Raw genomic sequence first — 16,266 nt, 5'->3', positions numbered from 1 at the left:
TTCAGCGAACCAGATCCGGGATCCGCTCGAAAATACCGATCGTGAAGTCGCTGATCAGCCCGATGATGAGCCCACCGAAAATCAGCAGCGAGACCGCGACGACGATCAGCTTGGGCACGAACGACAGGGTCTGTTCGTTGATCGAGGTCGCCGCCTGGATCATGCCGGTGATGAGCCCGGCGAGCAGCGCCGGGATCAGGATCGGGGCGGAGGCGAGCGCCAGCACCCACATCGTCTGATTGGCGATGGTGAGGAAATAGTCTGCGTCCATGTCAGCACTCGCCCCCGTTCGCCCTGAGCCTGTCGAAGGGCATTGCGCCAACCGTAGCGGGTCGTGGGTGGAGAGGAGGCTTCGACAGGCTCAGCCCGAACGGGTGGGGAATGACGTCCATGCCGCTAACTCACGAAACTATTGGCAAGCGAACCCATCGTCAGCGCCCATCCGTCGACCAGCACGAACAACAACAGCTTGAACGGCATCGAAATGATCGTCGGCGACAGCATCATCATGCCGAGCGACATCAGCACCGTCGCGACGACCAGGTCGATCACGATGAAGGGCAGGAACACCAGGAAGCCGATCTGGAACGCGGTCTTGAGTTCGCTCGTCACGAAGGCCGGGAGGAGCACCGAAAAGGGGATGTCCTCCGCCTTTTGATACGGCCCGCTCTTGGCGATTCCAGCGAACATCGTGATGTCCTTTTTGCGCGTCTGCTTCGCCATGAATTCGTGCAGCGGGATCGCGCCCAATTTAATCATGTCGGTCGCGCCGATCCTGCTCTCGGCATACGGCTGGATCGCGGTTGCGTTGATCTTGTTGATCGTCGGCGCCATCACGAAGAACGACAGGAACAGCGACAGGCCGATCAGCACTTGATTGGGCGGGGTCTGTTGCAGGCCCATCGCCTGCCGCACGATCGCCAGCACGATGATGATCCGCGTGAAGCTGGTCATCATCAACAGAATACCGGGCAGGATCGTCAGCAGCCCCATGACGATGAGGATCTGCAAGCTGAGCGCCATCGGCGCGTCGCCGCCGCCGAGTTCCTTCAAGGCCTTGTCCGCCGCATCGCCGACGCCGGGCGTGGGAGCAGGGAGCGGGACGGTCTGGGCGAGTGCCGGATGCGCGACGATCAGCGCGAAGACGATGCCGAGCAGGACCAGGAAGAGTTTGCCCCAAGGCGAGGTGCGCTTCTCCGGCTGGCGGATCAGCGCCGGGCCCGAGCCCTTGCGGACGATCTTGACGCTCACGCCGCGTCGCTTCCGCGATCGATCAGCGTGACGCCGGTGCGGCTGACCGAGACGAGCAGCTTGCGCCCCTCGAAATCGATCACGGCCAGGCGGACGCTGGGCGAGATCATCATCGTTTCGTTGACCTTGAGCATCCGGTTGGCGGGTTGCCCCGGCATCCGTGATTCAAGTTTGCGCCAGGCGTAGAGGCACCCGATCATCAGGCCGCAGACGAGCGGCAGCAGCACGACCAGCTTCAGGACATAGGACCACATCATCGCCGTCAGGCCCGCTTTTCAGGGGAAACCAGCTCGGTCATGCGCACGCCGAAGCGGTCACCGACCATCACCACTTCGCCGCGCCCGATCAGCGTGCCGTTGACCAGCACGTCGAGCAATTCATTGGCCTGGCGGTCGAGCTCGATCACGCTCGATTCGCCGAGCGCGAGCAATTCGCGCAGCGTGAGCGAGGTCGAACCGATCTCGACTGTCAATTTGACGTCGACATCCTGCAGCAGCCGGAAGTTGGCCGCGAGGCTCGCATCGACCGGAAACCCACCCGTCATGTCGTTCATTGGAAATTGCCCCCGAGGTCGGTATTCAGTTCGTAGGAAATACTGGTGAGCTTGATCGCGGCCTTGCCGTTCGACGTGCCCACCGTGCCTGCGCCGAGCCGGTCACCGCCGACCATCACCGGAACATCACCGCCGACGCTGATCGGAATCACGTCACCCGGCTTCAGCTCCATCAGCATGCTGAGCGAGACCATTGGTTCGGCAAGCACCGAGCGCACGCCGAAGCGCACGTCCATCACCGCGCGGGTGAGGCCGTTGCGCCACGCCGGATCGGGCTCGGCGGTCTTGCCGTGCACCTTGCCGGTGAGCGACGGGCCATGCGGCTTGAGTGCTGCGACGGGATAGAGGAGATCGAGAAATACCGGCTTCGCGGTGCCGGCTGCAATGCCGAAACGCGTAACCACGACCGCATCCTCGGTATCGAAATCGGGGATCAGCGCCGGGTTCACTTCGACATGGCCGGGGACGAAACTGATCTTGGCGAGCGGTTCCCACGCCGTCCGTATCGGTTCGGCGAGCATCGTGCCGAGCTGCGCGATCATCGCTTCGGCAGCCGGCGTGAATTCACTCGGCAGATCATGCGGCGCATGGCCGGTGCCGCCAAAGAACAGGTCGAGCAATTCCATAACGAAGCGCCCGTCGAGCACGGCGAGCGTCTGGCCGGTCGGCAGGGTTCCCCCATTCGCACCGACCGCCGACATCGCCATTGGCAGCCACGCGGTCAGCCCGGCGGGGCGTTCGGCGCGATAGTCGGCGAGGCGCTGCACGACGAGCGGTTCGGCCCAGCAGCGCACTTCCTTGCGCAACAACGGTTCAAACACGCCGCGCACGCCGCGTGCGAGGCGTGCCGACAGATGCTGCACGGTGTGCAGATCGCCGAACGGATTGAGATTGGTCGCCCCCAGCCCGGCATGCTCCGCCGCGCGCCGGGGACGTTCCCGCCGCTCGTCCGCTGACTGGCCGCTGCTGCGCTTAAGGCCTTCGTTAACCATGCCTCACTGAACAACGAAAGTGGTAAAGTAAACGTTACCAACGCCCCCGAAACCTTCCTTTTCCTTCAGCGTATCGTTGATCGCCTTGGCGATCCGGCGCTGCAGCATCTGCTTGCCATTGCTGGTAAAAACCTGCTCCTCGGTGGTGTCGCCCAGCGCCATCAGGATCGACGATCGCACGGCGATTTCGTTGGTCTTGATGTTCTCGATGACGGTGTCGTCATACGGCGTGGAGACGGCGATGCCGATCTGGACGAAGTGCACGCTGTCCTGCAGGTTGGAGGTGAACTCCTTATCCATCGCATAATAATTGGAGGCATATTTGTCGCCGCCGGTCCCGGTCGGCGGCTTATGCCCACCACTCGATTCATGGCCCTCGCCCTCGCCTGATCCGGCGCGCTTCTGCTCGACCTTGGGGACGAGCCGCGGCCCCTCGGCAACGGCAGCGCCGCCATGCCCGCCGAGCATCCCCGCGTTCATCGCATAGAGCGCGCCGCCGGCACCGCCGCCGAGCACAGCCACGGCACCGACGGCGATCAGCACGATTTTCATCGCGCCGCCCTTTTTCTTCTTGGGCGTGTCCTCAATGGCAGTCTTGTCACTCACGGTCTTGCTCCTTCATGTCAGGCGAGGCGGTGGTCGGGGGTGGAAAGCGCGGTGGCATCGGCCAATGCCGAAGCAGGCGCGGGTGGCCGGGCCGGGCGCGGCGGCGGTGCGGTGCCGCCGCCGCCGGTTCCGGTCGAGACGCTGGTGTCGCCGATCCGCACCCCGCGCGCAGCGGCAAGTTCGGTCAGGCGCGGTTGCGCCTCGGCGATCAGGGCGCGCGTGGCTTCGTGCTCAGCGGTGAAGCGGATGTGGACGCGGTCGCCCTCTTGCCGCACCGCGACGTCGATACTGCCCAGCGCATCGGGAATGAGCCGCACGCGCGTGTCGCCGGCATCGGCAGTGTCGCGCAGCATTTCGATCCGGTCGATCATCCGCTGCAGCCCGCTATCGGCGGTCAGATCGAGCGCCGGGTTCGCGGTCTGGGCGGCGGCGTGGACGAGCGCGCGTTCGCGCAAATCGACCGGCACGGCACCGGCGAAGGACATCGGAAGCTCGATCTGGTCGCGTCCCTCGCCGGGCGCGGTGCGATCGCGCCACGACCCGGCAAGCGCGCGGGCGGTCGCAAAGACCTGACCGGCGGGCTGCGGCAGCGTGCTGACGGCGATTGCTTGCGCCGGCGTATCGACCGGGGCGGATGCTCCTACCGACACGTCAGGCGTCACGTGCGGGACATCGGCCATCGGTTGCGAAGCAACGCTGCTCGCTGCGGAACGGGGCAAGGGAGACAGCGCATCGAGCACCTTCGGCGGCAGCGCTTGCGGCGTCGGTTGCGCGTCAATCGCCGGGGGCATCTGCCCGGTCACACCGTCCTGAACCGGCAGAGTTTCGCGCGGCGGGGTCTCCGGCACAGCACCGCGCGCAGTGGGCTGATCGCCGGTCATGGGCGGCGCGCTTGGCGCAATCGCGGTCGTGCTTCCCACGCCATCGGGCGTCGGCACGGTCGCCACGGCGGGAAGCGGCGCAGGCAGCGGCAGCGCGGCCAGCCACAGGTTTTCTGCCGCCGGATCGGCCGCAGCGGAGTCATCGTCGCCCGCGACAGGCAAATCCTTGCCGGGTTCGGCAGCGGCTTGCCGTTCGGGAAGGAGCGGGTTCGCCGCTTGCGGCTCCAGCGCGGCCTCTTTGGCATCGAGAAAAGCGCCCAGCGTCCGTGCGAACTGAGCCCCTGGCGTCACGGCACCCTCGGCCACCACGACGGGTGGCGGCGCGGGCGGGGCACGCGGTGGCAAAGCGGACGACAGGTCGATCATGCAAACTCCAGCGGGGCCCAACACGGGCACCCGTCCGAGTTTCAGCAAGGATCATGCCGGATTTTGCGCGACGGCGGCATTGCTTCCATCGCGCGGATCGCCTTGACCACGGCGTCGGCCTCGGCGCGGGCGATCAGCTTCTCGATCGCGCTCTGGTCGCGCCGCGCCTCACGCGTTGCTTCCGCGGCACGTTCGACGACGGCTTGCGCCGCGCGCAGCCGCCCCTCGGCGGCTTCGGCGGATTGGTGCAAGCGCTCGCGGAAATGCGCCGCAGCGACGAGCGAGAAGGCAGCGACGGGTGCCGGCGCTGGCGAGACCCCTGCGACGAGCTGCGCGATCCGGGATTTGAGCATCGCCTCGCTCGCCGCGCGTTCCTGTGCCCGCGATTCCTCGGCCTGGACGAGTCCGAGCTGCAAGGTGCGGACGCGCAGGATGCGGTCGAGTTTGGATTTAGCCATCCGCGAAGACGCCGATCAGCTCGGCCGCGGCATCATCGAGCGTGACCATTTCGTCGGGATCCTGCTTGATATATTCCATCACCGCCGGGTGGCAGGCGATGGCGGCATCGATCGCCGGATCGGCACCCGAGCGATACGCGCCCATCAGCACGAGATCGCGATTTTCCTCATAGGTGGCGAGGTGACGCCGCAGCACGCGCGCGGCCTTCAAATGCGGCGTGCCGACGATGTCGCTCATCACGCGGCTGACCGAGGGGCCGATGTCGATCGCAGGGTATACGCCGCGCTCGGCGAGCTGGCGCGAGAGCACGATATGCCCGTCGAGGATCGAGCGCGCGCTGTCGACCACCGGATCGTTACCGTCGTCGCCATCGGCGAGCACGGTGTAGATCGCGGTGATCGATCCGCCGGTGTGGACATCGACGCCCGCCCGCTCGATCAGATTGGGCAGCATCGCGATTGCCGAGGGCGGGTAACCGCGCGCGCTGGCGGGTTCGCCGAGCGCCAAGCCAATCTCACGCCCGGCATGGGCGACGCGCGTGAGCGAATCCATGATCAGCAACACCTTCTTGCCTTGCGCACGAAACGCCTCGGCAATGGCGTGGGTGCGGAGAGCCCCACGGATGCGCAGCACCGGCGAATGGTTGGCGGGGACCGCGACGACGACGGCGCGCTTGCGTGCTTCGCCCGCGACCTTGGTTTCGAGGAAGTCGGCAACTTCGCGGCTGCGCTCGCCGATCAGGCCGATCACGATGACATCGGCTTCGGCCGCGCGCACGATCATGCCGAGCAGCACCGATTTACCGACGCCAGACCCCGCCATGATGCCAATGCGTTGACCCTGACCAACGGTGAGCAAGCCGTTGATCGCGCGTACCCCGACATCGAGCGGTTTGAGCACGCGGCCGCGATCGAGCGGCGATTGCATCTTGCCCGCAAGCGGCCAGCGCGCCGCACCGCGAATTGGTCCCAAGCCGTCGATCGGCTTGCCCGCGCCATCGACCACGCGGCCGAGCATGGCAGGCCCGACCTCGGCCTCGCCCGGCGCGCCGAGCGGACGGACGGGGGCTTGCGGAAGGAGTGCCGCCGCCCCGCCGAGATTCATCAACAGTGTGCGGCCATTGCGGAAACCGATTACCTCAGCCTCGACGCCTGATGCGCGGTCGCCGACCTGGCAGACGGTCCCGACCGGCAGCGTGAGGCCGACCGCCTCCATCAACAGACCATCGAACGACGCAAGCCGCCCAGATACCTTAGGGCGCGGCGTGAAATCGGGGAGGCCGAGCGAATCGAGATAGTCGCCGGTGAAGCGGTTCAGCATGACGGGGCATGCCCTTCCGGTTCGCCCTGAGTTTGTCGAAGGGCAGGTGCCCCACGGGCTTCGGTACGCGTGGTGGACGGTGCTTCGACAGGCTCAGCACGAACGGTCGAGAGTGCGTTCATGCGCCCGGCACCGCAACGCGGTCGATCGCTTGCGCCAATTGTTCGAGCCATTCTTCCGGACCGTCCTCGACGATCGTCGAGGCGCTTTCGAGCACGAACGCACCGCGCGCGACGCGCGCATCGGCGATCGCGAAAATCTGGCGCGGCAGCGTGCCCTCAAGCAAGGGAAGATCGTCGGGATGAACGCGCAGCATCGCCGATTCTGCGGCATCGCTCAGCATTTCGGCGGCAGCATCGATCCGGCGTGCGAGGATATCGGGCGCAATGCCGACTTCGCCGACGAGCCGTGTGACGAGGAACAGCACCGTCTGCCGCAAGCGCTGCGCCACCGCGTCGCGGTCAACCCGGTCGTCGGCTTGCAAGGCGGCGGTCAGGGACGCGAGCAAGGCGCGGTCGCGCTCCCCGGTCGCGGCGATCTCCGCCAACGCGGCCTCGACGCCCTCGGCATATCCCGCTGCATGCGCCGCCACGACGGGATCGACGAAGCTGGTCTGTGGCGCGGCGGCGTCGAGCGGATCCCAGCCTGCGGTCGGATTCACAGCCGGGTTGGCCGGTGCGAAGTGCTTCGGGCCGGCCTCGCCCTCCCCTTGCGGCGCGAAATGGACGGGCCCCCGCGTCGCGCGTTCGCGCAGGTCGGCGACGGCAAAACCGCCAACACGCGGCGCAAACGCGGCTTGCAGCGCCTCCGCGACGCCATGGCCCCGCGATGAAAAACCGGCTGTAAACTCAGACATAATCGTCGTCACCGCCGCCCATTTGGATCGTGCCGTCCTTGGCGAGATTGCGTGCGATCTGGATGATCACCTTTTGCGCATCGAGCACTTCGCTGAGCTTCATCGGCCCGCGCGCCTCCATCTCGTCGCGAATGCCATCGGCGGCGCGGCTCGACATGCAGCCGAGGAAACGGCTGCGGATGCTCTCGTCGACGCCCTTCAGCGCGCGCGTGAGAATGTCGCTGTCGATATTGCGGATCAGCGTGCCGAGATTCTTGTCGTCGAGCTCGAGCAGATTGTCGAACACGAACATCGCCTCTTCGATCGCCTTGGCGACTTCGCGGTCGATCTTGAACAATTTGGGCATGACGCGCAGCTCGGTCGCCTTGCGCCCGCTCGACAGGATCTTGGCCGCATCGCGCGTGCCGCCGAGCGTGACCCCGGTCTGCGTCTGGCTCGACGTGGTGCGGTTGGCGAGCATGGTTTTCAGCGTGGCGACCGCCTCGGGCGTGATCGGCCCAAGCCGCGCGAGGCGGTGGAGGATGTCGGGCTGCACCGCATCGGGCATCAGTTCGAGCACTTGCGCGCCGACCGCGGGATCGAGATTGGCGATCAGCACCGCGGCGATTTGCGGATGCTCTTTCTCGATCATCGCGGCAATTTCCCCGGCGTCGAGCCAGTCGAGCAGATCGATCTGGCACGCCTCCTGCGCCGGCACGATCCGCGCGAGCACGCTGTCGGCCTTTTCCTGACCCAGCGCGCGCGTCATCACCGCCTCGATCCGCGGGCGCGGGTCGAAGCCGATCGCAGTTCTTTCACGGGCTTTTCCGACGAAATCGTCGAGCACATGCTCGACCTCGATTTCGCTGACATCGGCAACCGCGAACATCGCCTTGCCGAGCTGACGCACTTCTTCGGGATCCAGCTTCTGCAGGATTGCAGCCGCCTCTTCCTCGCCGACCAGCATCATCAGCACAGCGGCGCGTTCGACGCCGGTATAGGTTCGGCCCAGGGAATTGGTCGGAGCGTTCATGACTTGATCATATCCCGTACGGCGAGCGCAGCGCGCGCCGGATTGTCGCGGGTGAAGCCGCGCACCATGCCGATCCGGTCGTCATAACCGCGCGTCTTTTCGAGCGCGTCGATGCTGACGGGCTGGTCCCCGGGCGGGGGCGGCATCTGGCCACCGCCTTGCGATTCGGCGACATAATCGCGGCCGAGCGCGGCGCGGGGCTGCGGCGCAGGCTCCTCGCGCTTCTTGAGCACCGCCTTGGCGAGCGGGCGGATGCCGAGGAACAGCACCAGCAACGCAATGACGATCGCCGTCACGTTGCGCGCCACCACGGGCAGCCACCCGGCTTCATACCAGGGCTGCTTTTCATCGAGCGCGGTGGCCCCAGCAAATTTGCGGCTGATCACGGTGACGCGGTCGCCACGGCCTGGGCTGAAGCCGACCGCGGTCTGCACCAGCGAGGTGATCTGCTGGATTTCGACCGTGCCGCGCGGCTTGCCCGTGTCGGGATCGCGCAACAGCACTGCAACCGACAGGCGCGTGATCGTGCCCGGCGCGGTACGGCTGACCGACACTTCCTTGCCGAGATCATAGGCCCGCGAATATTGGTCGCTCGCCTTCAGCGCATCGCTGACCGCACCCGCTGCCGCCGCGACGACCGGCGCGACCGCACCCGGTGTCGTCGCTCCGGCCACCGGAGTGGCACCAGGCGTCGGCGTTGCTGCAGGCTGTGGTGCGGACAGCGTCGAGGCGGGCGGCGGGGTATTCGACAGCGCGCCGGGGATACCGCCGGGGGCCGCCGTTGCCGGATTGCCATTGCCGGTCCAATTACCCTGTTCGACCCGCAACGCGCCTTGCTTGTCATAGCTTTCGCGCGTCGCCTGCGTTTCGTTCAGATCGACATCGGCCTGCACTTCGGTGGTGAAATTGCCCGCGCCGATCAAGGGCGTGAGCAATTGCACGACTTGCGCGCGATATTTATCCTCGACCCGGCGCTGAAACGCGATGCGTTCGTCGCTGGCGATGCCGAGCTGGCTTTCATGCGCGCCCTTGGTCAGCAAGCCGCCCATCTGATCGACGATCGTCACGCCCTCGGGCTTCATGCCGGGGACCGACGAGGCGACGAGATTGACGATCGAGGAGACCTGCGCGTCGCCGAGGCTGCGCCCGGGCTGCAATTTGACGATGACCGACGCGGACGGTGCTGCATTGTCGCGCACGAAGACCGATTGTTCAGGCGTGGCGAGATGGACGCGCGCCTCGGCCACGGCATCGATTTCCTGGATCGAGCGGGCAAGCTCGGTCTCGCGCGCCTGGCGCAAGCGTTCGCCCTCCACCGCGCGCGACACGCCCATCGGCAGATTATCGAGGATTTGATAGCCGCCGGGTGCCGCTTTGGGCAGGCCCTGCCCGGCGAGCAGGATGCGCGCGCGCGAATAATCGTCTTCGTTGACGGTCAGCGCGCCGGTGCCCTCATCGATCTTCGACGTGATGTTGGCCTGCTGCAACGCGGCGGTCACCGACGCTTTGTCGGCATCGGCCAGCCCCGCGAACAGCGTCTTCTGGTTCGGCGTGGCGATCATCATCCAGGCGAGTGCCGCCGCCGCGACCAAGCCGACGAGCAGCACCATCGGCAAACTGCGCCGCACCGCAGGTTGCGCGAGCAAGCCCTGCAACTGGTTGAGGGGGTTGGCGAAGCGCTCGGGCACCAAGGCGGCGACTCCGGACTGCGGCGAGGGGGTGAGGGCGTTGCTCATTTGGGGTGTGTCCTCATCATCTGCAGGGGCCATCACGGAGCGGATTTTGCCTCACGGGGAGGCGCGAGAAGGGAGCGATGGTTTGCCATCGTGACCGACGAGCAACGCTGCCGTGAGGCAAAAGGCGCCCGCCCCGCGGGGGTTGCCCGGAGCGCCACACCGGCTGCGTCACACCACTTGCGCGTAGCTCTGCTACGCGACGGCGCACCGTTCCTTGCCGGTGTGGCGCTCCGGGCAATGCTGGCCCCTGCAGATGATGAGGACACACCCCCATTATACCGGCATGCTCATGATGTCCTTGTAAGCGGACAGGAGTTTGTTGCGGACTTGCAGCGTTGCCTCGAAGCCGACCGACGCTTGCTGACGCGCCATCATCACTTTCGCGATGTCGATCGTCTCGCCGCGTTCATAGGCTTCGGACAGGCGACCGGCCTCGACCTGGCCCTGGTTCACGCTCTTCAGCGCGTCTTCCATCGTCGCGGCGAAGCTGGACGGCTTGGCTTGGGTCGCTGCCGGCCCGTCGCTTGCACCAGCGCGCGCGAGTGCCTGGTTGCGTTCGAGGATTTGCGCGCGGAGCGCCATCACGCGGTCGACGCTCATCGCGCCGCCACCACCACCGATTCCGTCGATGCTCATGCCCATACACTCCGGTTGGCGGTCCGATTGGCGGTGGTCACGATGTCATCACCCTGTTCGCGCGCCTTGGCGAGGCGGTAGCGCAGCGTGCGCTCGGAAATACCGAGCCGCCGCGCGGTTTCGACCCGGCTGCCGTTGCACGCCGCCAGCGTTTCGCGGATCGCCTGGAATTCGTGCATCTGCACGATGTTGCCCAGAGTTGCGGGGGGCGTCGCGGGTGCCGACTGATCATTCGCCGCGCTCGCTTGCAACGCGCTCGGGCGATCGAACACGATGTGTTCGGCCGAAACCGTATCGCCGCCTGCAAACAGCAGCGCGCGCTGCACGACATTCTCCAGCTCGCGGACATTGCCCGGCCAATCGTGGCGCAGCAGCAAATCGATCGCCGACATGTCGGGCCACGGGATCGTCTGGCGCTTGCCGGCGTGGCGCAGGATCAATGTCGCGGCGAGCGCAGGGATATCCTGCGGGCGCTCGGCCAGCGGCTTGGTCGTCAGCGGGAACACCGACAGGCGATAGTAAAGATCGGCGCGGAAGCGGCCGGCCGCGACTTCGTCCTGCAAATCGCGGTTGGCGCAGGCGATGACGCGGACGTCGATCGCTTGCGGGCTGGTCGCGCCGATCGGCACGACTTCACGTTCCTGCAGCGCGCGCAGCAGTTTCGCCTGAAGCTGGAGCGGCATTTCGGCGATTTCGTCGAGCAGCAGCGTGCCGCCGTTCGCGGCACGGAAAAAGCCTTCGCCGCCCGAGGATGCGCCGGTGAAGGCACCTTTCTGATGCCCGAACAGCATCGCTTCGAGCATGGTTTCGGGAAGGGCGGCGCAATTGATCGCGATGAACGGCCCGGTTGCGCGCGCCGAATTCAAATGGATCGCGCGGGCTAGGACTTCCTTACCAGTGCCGGTCAGGCCGTTGATCAGCACTGTAATGTCCGCCGCGGCGACGCGTTCGGCCAGCGCGTAGAGCGCGAGGCTCTCGGGATCGGCGGCGGTCGGCATTTCGGGCTCGGCGAGCAGTGCGCGGACGAAGCCAGCGCCAACCGCGGCATCGGCGGAACCGAACGAAACGCGTGCCGGGCTGCCGTCGCGCGAGGGAATGATGCAGCGTGCGTCCGATCCGATCACGACGGTGCGCGCGGCCGCCGGCGGAGTTTCCCCCTCCGCCACCAGATAGAGGTCGCCGCTGCGTGCCTTGGTGTCGGCACCACCACCGATCACGAAACCTTGAGCACGAAGCGCCGATACCAGCGGATAATGCTGGCGCAGAATGGCGGCGGATGGAACGATCGAACGCATGGAATTCCCCCTGTCGAACGGGGAATGCGGCATCTTTGGTAAACGAGCCGTTAAACATGCTGCCGCAGCGGCAAAGAATTTCCGCATCCGGCAGCGTGGCGTGCCGCAATCCGCTATAATAGGCCCGCAAAACCGCGAAAAACCGACGTGGTTTGCAAAAGTGCTTAATCTCCAGATCAGCCGGTCGTTACCACCTTTGGCGGCTCGGCTCTCCGATAGGGGGCGGCGGGATTGCCGGACCATAATGGAGATAGACCCATGACTGTTATCGGAACCAACGTCGCCGCACTCCGCGCGACCAACGCCTCGAACTCGGCAAGCGCAGCGCTGCAGACCAGCATCGAACGCCTCTCGACCGGCAAGCGCATCAACTCCGCGAAGGACGACGCCGCCGGCCTCGCCATCGCATCGTCGCTGACCTCGCAGATCAAGGGTCAGAACCAGGCGATCCGCAATTCGAACGATGGCATCGCACTGTCGCAGACGGCAGACGGCGCGCTCGGCGAAGTCACCAACATCCTGCAGCGCGTCCGCGAGCTGTCGGTTCAGTCCGCATCGGGCACCTATAGCGACGACGACCGCACTAACCTGCAGGCCGAAGTTACCGAGCTGACCGGTCAGCTGACCGACATTCAGAGCAAGACCAACTTCAACGGCGTTTCGCTGCTCAGCAAGGCTGCTGCAACGGTCAAGATTCAGACCGGTTCGGCAGGCACGGATACTGTCACCCTCAACGTCGGCGGCATCGATCTCGACGATGCGATCGCATCCGACATTTCGACCTCAGCCGGTGCCACGGCAGCGCTGACCGATCTCGACACGGCGCTGAAGGCAGTGGCCACGACCCGCGCTTCGCTCGGTGCCGGCCAGAGCCGTCTGAGCTCGGTGGTCAACAACCTGACAACCAATGTCGCCAATTTGACCGACGCGCGCAGCCGGATCGAAGACGTCGACTTCTCGACCGAGACGACCAGCCTCGCCAAGGCGCAGATCCTCAGCCAGGCGTCGACCGCACTGCTCGCCCAGGCGAACCAGTCGCAGCAGGGCGTGCTGAAGCTGCTCGGCTAAACGAGACCGGCCCTGGCACCCGCCCCCCTATAAGGGTGTCGGGGCCGAGCGGGCTATCCCTGGCTCCCTGGCGAGGGACGGTCTAGCAAGAACCCCGGTGGCCCGATCGGCCACCGGGGTTTTTCGCGTCGGCGTGGTTACCCCGGCATCGCGAAGCGAGCGGCTCCGCAGGATTACCGCTCCAGGACTAGCGTTTCCTCCATCGCCCGATATCGCCCCAGGTTGGCGCGCGCGTGCCAACGGACTTGCCCATCAGCGCATCCTTCGGGCTACTCACCGGGTCGAACAAATGGCACGCCGGCAGCGTGGCGGGATCGAGACCACTCACTTGATTCCAGGTCTTGGCCGGATCGGGGCGAACGGGCGCGAAGCTGGTGTAATTCTGGCTGACGATCGGCGCATTGGCGGGGGCGAGCGGATAGCCCGAGAAATAGAAGGATTGTGGCACTTGCTGCGCGCTGCCGTCTGCCTTGAACCCATAGCCGAACAGGATCGCCTGGTCGGCGGTGCGATCAGGGCTGGCCCCGGTCTGCACCACTTTGCCGCCATCGGCCGCGATCCAGAACGAATAGCCCTGCCCGCCCGGGCCGATCCGCGCGCTGTCGCCCGCGCTATACGGCAGATGCGATATGAAATCGCGCCGCGGCGGGTGGTTGGCAGGCGAGAACAGGCACACCGGCGGCATGCCCTTTGGCCGATCCTGCGGATAGGTGACGAAAAAAGCTGTGTCGCCGAGCGAGATGAACGAGCAGGTGAAATGGTTCGAGATGGGGAAGATCGGCAAGCAGCGCTTGTCGTAATGCTCCATCATCGCGCCCTCGCCCGAGCGTCCGCGCCACGTCGAATCATAATAGGTCGCGCCGTAGGATATCTCGTAATCACGCCCCGGACGCAGCGGGAGCGGCGGCCGACCGCGATAGGGCGGGCCGTATTTCTGATAGCTGTTGAAGACCCGGTACATCGTCCACTTCGCCGACCAATAGGCCGGATAGACCGGATCGGCGGGCGTGCCCGGCGCGCGCGGATAGCGGCAATCGGGCGATTGGCACGGGCTGACCTTGGGATCGTTATGGACGCCGTAGGTTTCGTAGGTCTGCGCACTGCCGAACGACGCGGCCAACCCAAGCCCCGCCACGGCGACCATTCGAACGATAGGCTTCAGAGCACCGATCATCGCGCTTGTCCTCGCTAAAAGCCGAGGATCCCTGGCTACGCCCGCTGCCAAGCGGACACAATCGGCGATTCGCCCGGATTGGTCCTTTCACCGCCCGCCGGGCCGTGACCGCCGCCGATAAATTTGCCACATTCCAAACGGGTGTTGGGGGGAAGCCGCAAATGATGATCGTTGCTATGCGTAATCGGATCGGTGCGGCCACACTGGCGGTCGTAAGTTGCACCGTCGCGGCGGGTACGGCTCAGGCGCAAAGCGCGACCGAGTCGAGCGACCCCGCACCGATCGTGGTGACCGCGTCGCGCACCGGCTCGGATGGCACCGCGGCCCCCGCAACGATTTCGGCCGAGACGATCGCGCGGCTGCAGCCGCCCACGCTGCTCGATGCGCTCAACGATGTCGCAGGGGTGCGCGCGGTGTCGACCAATGGCGTCGGCGGGGGCAGCTTCGTTTCAGTGCGCGGCGGCGAGCCCAATTTCTCGCTGGTGCTCCTCGACGGCATCCGCGTGCACAATGCGACCAACAGCCAGGGCGGTGCCTTCGATTTCACCTTGCTCGACCCCGCTCTGGTCGCGGCGGTCGAGGTCGAGCGGGGGGCTGCTTCGGCGGTGCACGGGTCGGATGCGCTGGCCGGTGTGATCAACATCCGGCTGCGCGACCCGCGACGCGCGTCCACCGACGTGAGCGGCCGCGTCATGGCGGGCAGCGACAGCGAGCGCGGCGGTGGCGTCACGCTCGCGCACGGCTGGAAGAGCGGCGGGCTGCTGCTCGGTGCCGCGGCCTATGACAGCGGCGCAAGCGACGCCGGATCCGACGTGCAGCGTGGGCAAGGCATTGCGCGGCTGCGACAGCGGATCGGCGGCTATGACGCGGCGCTGCTCGGCCTGTACGCGACCAACGCGCATCGCGCCTTTCCGCAGGATAGCGGCGGTCCGCGGCTGGCGGTCAACCGCGCGCAGGAGACGGGCAGCGGTAGCGTGTGGACGCTCGGCGCGTCGCTGCGGCGCGGCCCGGAGGCGGCGGTGCGGCCCAATCTGTCGCTCAGCTGGTCGCAGCAGACCGACCAGTCGGCGACCCCCGCGATCCGCCCCGGGATCCTGTCGGCGGTCCCGGCGATCACCGTGCGCAACCGGCTGTCGCGGGTAGAGGCGATCGCGGATGTGACCGCGACGCTTGGCCCGCTGACCGCGACGGTCGGCGGGGCGCTGCTCGACGAACACGGCCGCAGCACCGGCACGATCGATTTTGGCTTCCCGCTGCCGACCGACTTCCGCATCGATCGGCGGACGCTGAGCGGTTTTGCCGAAGGTATTTTGCGTCCCGGTCTGGGCTTCACGCTCACCGCGGCGGGGCGCTACGATGCGGTTCGCGGCGGTCCGCGGGTATGGACCGGGCGCGGTGGGATGGGGTGGCAGCCGGCGGCGCATCTGCCGGTGCTGTTCGCGCGCTACGGCACCGGTTTCAAGCTTCCCAGCTTCTATGCGCTCGGCAATCCGCTAATCGGTCGGCCCGGGTTGCGGCCCGAGCGCAGCCGCAATTGGGAGGCGGGCGCGGAATGGACGCGCGGCGGACACCGTTTGCATCTGGCCTATTTCGATAATCGCTTCCGCGACCTGATCGATTTCGACCCGCAGAGCTTCGCGCTGGTCAATCGCGACCGGGTGACAATCAGGGGCATAGAAAGCGACGCGACGCTGCGTGCCGGGCGCACGATCGACGTGTCGGGGGCGCTGACCTGGCTCCACATCGACAGCCCGACGCCCCTGCGCAACCGTCCCAACTGGCAGGGAAATCTCCGGCTCGCCTGGCGTCCGTCGCGCCGAATCGAGCTGAACAGCGCGGTGCGCTTCAACGGCGATTATGCCGACAGCTCGGTACCGACCGGGCTGGTCGCGACACGCGGCCGGGCGCAGGCGGATATCGGTGCGCGCTGGACGGGTTCGGGCGGGGTCGCGGTGAGCGCGGTGTTGCGCAATCTCGCCGACAGCCGGGCCGAGACGGCGGTGGGCTTCCCCGAACTCGGGCGGCGATTGCTCGTCAGCGTAGTGGTCGGCGCGCGCTAGG

At 66.4% G+C, this 16,266-nt stretch carries 17 protein-coding genes; 2 read left to right on the top strand and 15 right to left on the bottom strand.

All coding sequences use genetic code 11. The features are described from left to right. Position 1: 1 nt before the first annotated feature. The 14 genes from fliQ to HMP06_RS13825 form a co-directional block, all read right to left on the bottom strand. Positions 2 to 271 (bottom strand): flagellar biosynthesis protein FliQ, encoded by a 270-nt coding sequence (fliQ, locus tag HMP06_RS13890; protein WP_176497609.1) that lies wholly within the window; start codon positions 269 to 271, stop codon positions 2 to 4. A gap of 125 nt (positions 272 to 396) precedes the next feature. Next, positions 397 to 1,251 (bottom strand): flagellar type III secretion system pore protein FliP, encoded by an 855-nt coding sequence (gene fliP, locus HMP06_RS13885; protein ID WP_176497608.1) that lies wholly within the window; start codon positions 1,249 to 1,251, stop codon positions 397 to 399. Then, complete coding sequence (locus HMP06_RS13880) at positions 1,248 to 1,508, bottom strand: flagellar biosynthetic protein FliO (RefSeq protein ID WP_176497607.1); 261 nt, start codon at positions 1,506 to 1,508, stop codon at positions 1,248 to 1,250. Before HMP06_RS13880 ends, fliP begins: the two co-directional genes overlap by 4 nt. Before the next feature lie 5 nt (positions 1,509 to 1,513). Beyond that, on the bottom strand, positions 1,514 to 1,804 hold the full coding sequence (gene fliN / locus HMP06_RS13875) for a flagellar motor switch protein FliN (protein WP_176497606.1): 291 nt from the start codon (positions 1,802 to 1,804) through the stop codon (positions 1,514 to 1,516). Beyond that, positions 1,801 to 2,796 (bottom strand): flagellar motor switch protein FliM, encoded by a 996-nt coding sequence (locus HMP06_RS13870; protein WP_176497605.1) that lies wholly within the window; start codon positions 2,794 to 2,796, stop codon positions 1,801 to 1,803. The genes fliN and HMP06_RS13870 overlap by 4 nt, the downstream gene beginning before the upstream one ends. 3 nt (positions 2,797 to 2,799) lie before the next feature. Further along, entirely contained in the window at positions 2,800 to 3,348 is a 549-nt protein-coding gene (locus tag HMP06_RS13865) for a flagellar basal body-associated FliL family protein (RefSeq protein WP_176498556.1), read from the bottom strand. 71 nt (positions 3,349 to 3,419) lie between these two features. Further along, on the bottom strand, positions 3,420 to 4,649 hold the full coding sequence (locus tag HMP06_RS13860; RefSeq protein WP_176497604.1) for a flagellar hook-length control protein FliK: 1,230 nt from the start codon (positions 4,647 to 4,649) through the stop codon (positions 3,420 to 3,422). Positions 4,650 to 4,690: 41 nt separating this feature from the next. Next, the gene (locus HMP06_RS13855) at positions 4,691 to 5,107 is read right to left on the bottom strand and encodes a hypothetical protein (RefSeq protein WP_176497603.1); all 417 of its coding nucleotides are present in this window, start codon (positions 5,105 to 5,107) and stop codon (positions 4,691 to 4,693) included. Then, positions 5,100 to 6,428: a FliI/YscN family ATPase gene (locus HMP06_RS13850; protein WP_176497602.1), complete on the bottom strand. Its 1,329-nt coding sequence runs from the start codon at positions 6,426 to 6,428 to the stop codon at positions 5,100 to 5,102. Before HMP06_RS13850 ends, HMP06_RS13855 begins: the two co-directional genes overlap by 8 nt. A gap of 118 nt (positions 6,429 to 6,546) precedes the next feature. After that, a complete protein-coding gene (locus HMP06_RS13845; RefSeq protein ID WP_176497601.1) occupies positions 6,547 to 7,284 on the bottom strand; it encodes a FliH/SctL family protein in 738 nt (245 codons plus the stop codon). Next, positions 7,277 to 8,296, bottom strand: a complete 1,020-nt coding sequence (gene fliG, locus HMP06_RS13840) for a flagellar motor switch protein FliG (protein WP_176497600.1) — start codon at positions 8,294 to 8,296, stop codon at positions 7,277 to 7,279. Before fliG ends, HMP06_RS13845 begins: the two co-directional genes overlap by 8 nt. Then, positions 8,293 to 10,032, bottom strand: a complete 1,740-nt coding sequence (gene fliF / locus HMP06_RS13835; protein WP_176497599.1) for a flagellar basal-body MS-ring/collar protein FliF — start codon at positions 10,030 to 10,032, stop codon at positions 8,293 to 8,295. Before fliF ends, fliG begins: the two co-directional genes overlap by 4 nt. Positions 10,033 to 10,305: 273 nt before the next feature. Continuing rightward, positions 10,306 to 10,668 (bottom strand): flagellar hook-basal body complex protein FliE, encoded by a 363-nt coding sequence (fliE, locus tag HMP06_RS13830; RefSeq protein ID WP_176497598.1) that lies wholly within the window; start codon positions 10,666 to 10,668, stop codon positions 10,306 to 10,308. Next, a complete protein-coding gene (locus HMP06_RS13825; protein ID WP_176497597.1) occupies positions 10,665 to 11,963 on the bottom strand; it encodes a sigma-54 interaction domain-containing protein in 1,299 nt (432 codons plus the stop codon). The genes fliE and HMP06_RS13825 overlap by 4 nt, the downstream gene beginning before the upstream one ends. 258 nt (positions 11,964 to 12,221) lie before the next feature. Here HMP06_RS13825 and HMP06_RS13820 point away from each other — a divergent pair, with 258 nt between their 5' ends. Beyond that, a complete protein-coding gene (locus HMP06_RS13820) occupies positions 12,222 to 13,031 on the top strand; it encodes a flagellin N-terminal helical domain-containing protein (protein ID WP_176497596.1) in 810 nt (269 codons plus the stop codon). Between the two features lie 187 nt (positions 13,032 to 13,218). On the opposite strand, the gene HMP06_RS13815 is transcribed toward HMP06_RS13820, so the two are convergent. Then, complete coding sequence (locus tag HMP06_RS13815) at positions 13,219 to 14,205, bottom strand: hypothetical protein (protein WP_197940689.1); 987 nt, start codon at positions 14,203 to 14,205, stop codon at positions 13,219 to 13,221. A gap of 161 nt (positions 14,206 to 14,366) precedes the next feature. On the opposite strand from HMP06_RS13815, the gene HMP06_RS13810 reads away from it, so the two are divergent. Next, complete coding sequence (locus HMP06_RS13810; protein ID WP_176497595.1) at positions 14,367 to 16,265, top strand: TonB-dependent receptor plug domain-containing protein; 1,899 nt, start codon at positions 14,367 to 14,369, stop codon at positions 16,263 to 16,265. Position 16,266 lies beyond the last annotated feature (1 nt).

Source organism: Sphingomonas sp. HMP6, from assembly GCF_013374095.1.
Taxonomy (GTDB): Bacteria; Pseudomonadota; Alphaproteobacteria; order Sphingomonadales; family Sphingomonadaceae; genus Sphingomonas.
The sequence above is the reverse complement of the archived record's forward strand: the minus strand, read 5'-3'. Positions and strand labels throughout refer to the sequence as shown.

Bases quoted from the DNA above. Each gene is read 5' to 3' on its own strand.
- fliQ (WP_176497609.1), bottom strand. From the start codon at position 271: ATGGACGCAGACTATTTCCTCACCATCGCCAATCAGACGATGTGGGTG.
- HMP06_RS13880 (WP_176497607.1), bottom strand. From the start codon at position 1,508: ATGATGTGGTCCTATGTCCTGAAGCTGGTCGTGCTGCTGCCGCTCGTC.
- fliN (WP_176497606.1), bottom strand. From the start codon at position 1,804: ATGAACGACATGACGGGTGGGTTTCCGGTCGATGCGAGCCTCGCGGCC.
- HMP06_RS13870 (WP_176497605.1), bottom strand. From the start codon at position 2,796: ATGGTTAACGAAGGCCTTAAGCGCAGCAGCGGCCAGTCAGCGGACGAG.
- HMP06_RS13865 (WP_176498556.1), bottom strand. From the start codon at position 3,348: ATGAAAATCGTGCTGATCGCCGTCGGTGCCGTGGCTGTGCTCGGCGGC.
- HMP06_RS13860 (WP_176497604.1), bottom strand. From the start codon at position 4,649: ATGATCGACCTGTCGTCCGCTTTGCCACCGCGTGCCCCGCCCGCGCCG.
- HMP06_RS13855 (WP_176497603.1), bottom strand. From the start codon at position 5,107: ATGGCTAAATCCAAACTCGACCGCATCCTGCGCGTCCGCACCTTGCAG.
- HMP06_RS13850 (WP_176497602.1), bottom strand. From the start codon at position 6,428: ATGCTGAACCGCTTCACCGGCGACTATCTCGATTCGCTCGGCCTCCCC.
- HMP06_RS13845 (WP_176497601.1), bottom strand. From the start codon at position 7,284: ATGTCTGAGTTTACAGCCGGTTTTTCATCGCGGGGCCATGGCGTCGCG.
- fliG (WP_176497600.1), bottom strand. From the start codon at position 8,296: ATGAACGCTCCGACCAATTCCCTGGGCCGAACCTATACCGGCGTCGAA.
- fliF (WP_176497599.1), bottom strand. From the start codon at position 10,032: ATGAGCAACGCCCTCACCCCCTCGCCGCAGTCCGGAGTCGCCGCCTTG.
- fliE (WP_176497598.1), bottom strand. From the start codon at position 10,668: ATGAGCATCGACGGAATCGGTGGTGGTGGCGGCGCGATGAGCGTCGAC.
- HMP06_RS13825 (WP_176497597.1), bottom strand. From the start codon at position 11,963: ATGCGTTCGATCGTTCCATCCGCCGCCATTCTGCGCCAGCATTATCCG.
- HMP06_RS13820 (WP_176497596.1), top strand. From the start codon at position 12,222: ATGACTGTTATCGGAACCAACGTCGCCGCACTCCGCGCGACCAACGCC.
- HMP06_RS13815 (WP_197940689.1), bottom strand. From the start codon at position 14,205: ATGATCGGTGCTCTGAAGCCTATCGTTCGAATGGTCGCCGTGGCGGGG.
- HMP06_RS13810 (WP_176497595.1), top strand. From the start codon at position 14,367: ATGATGATCGTTGCTATGCGTAATCGGATCGGTGCGGCCACACTGGCG.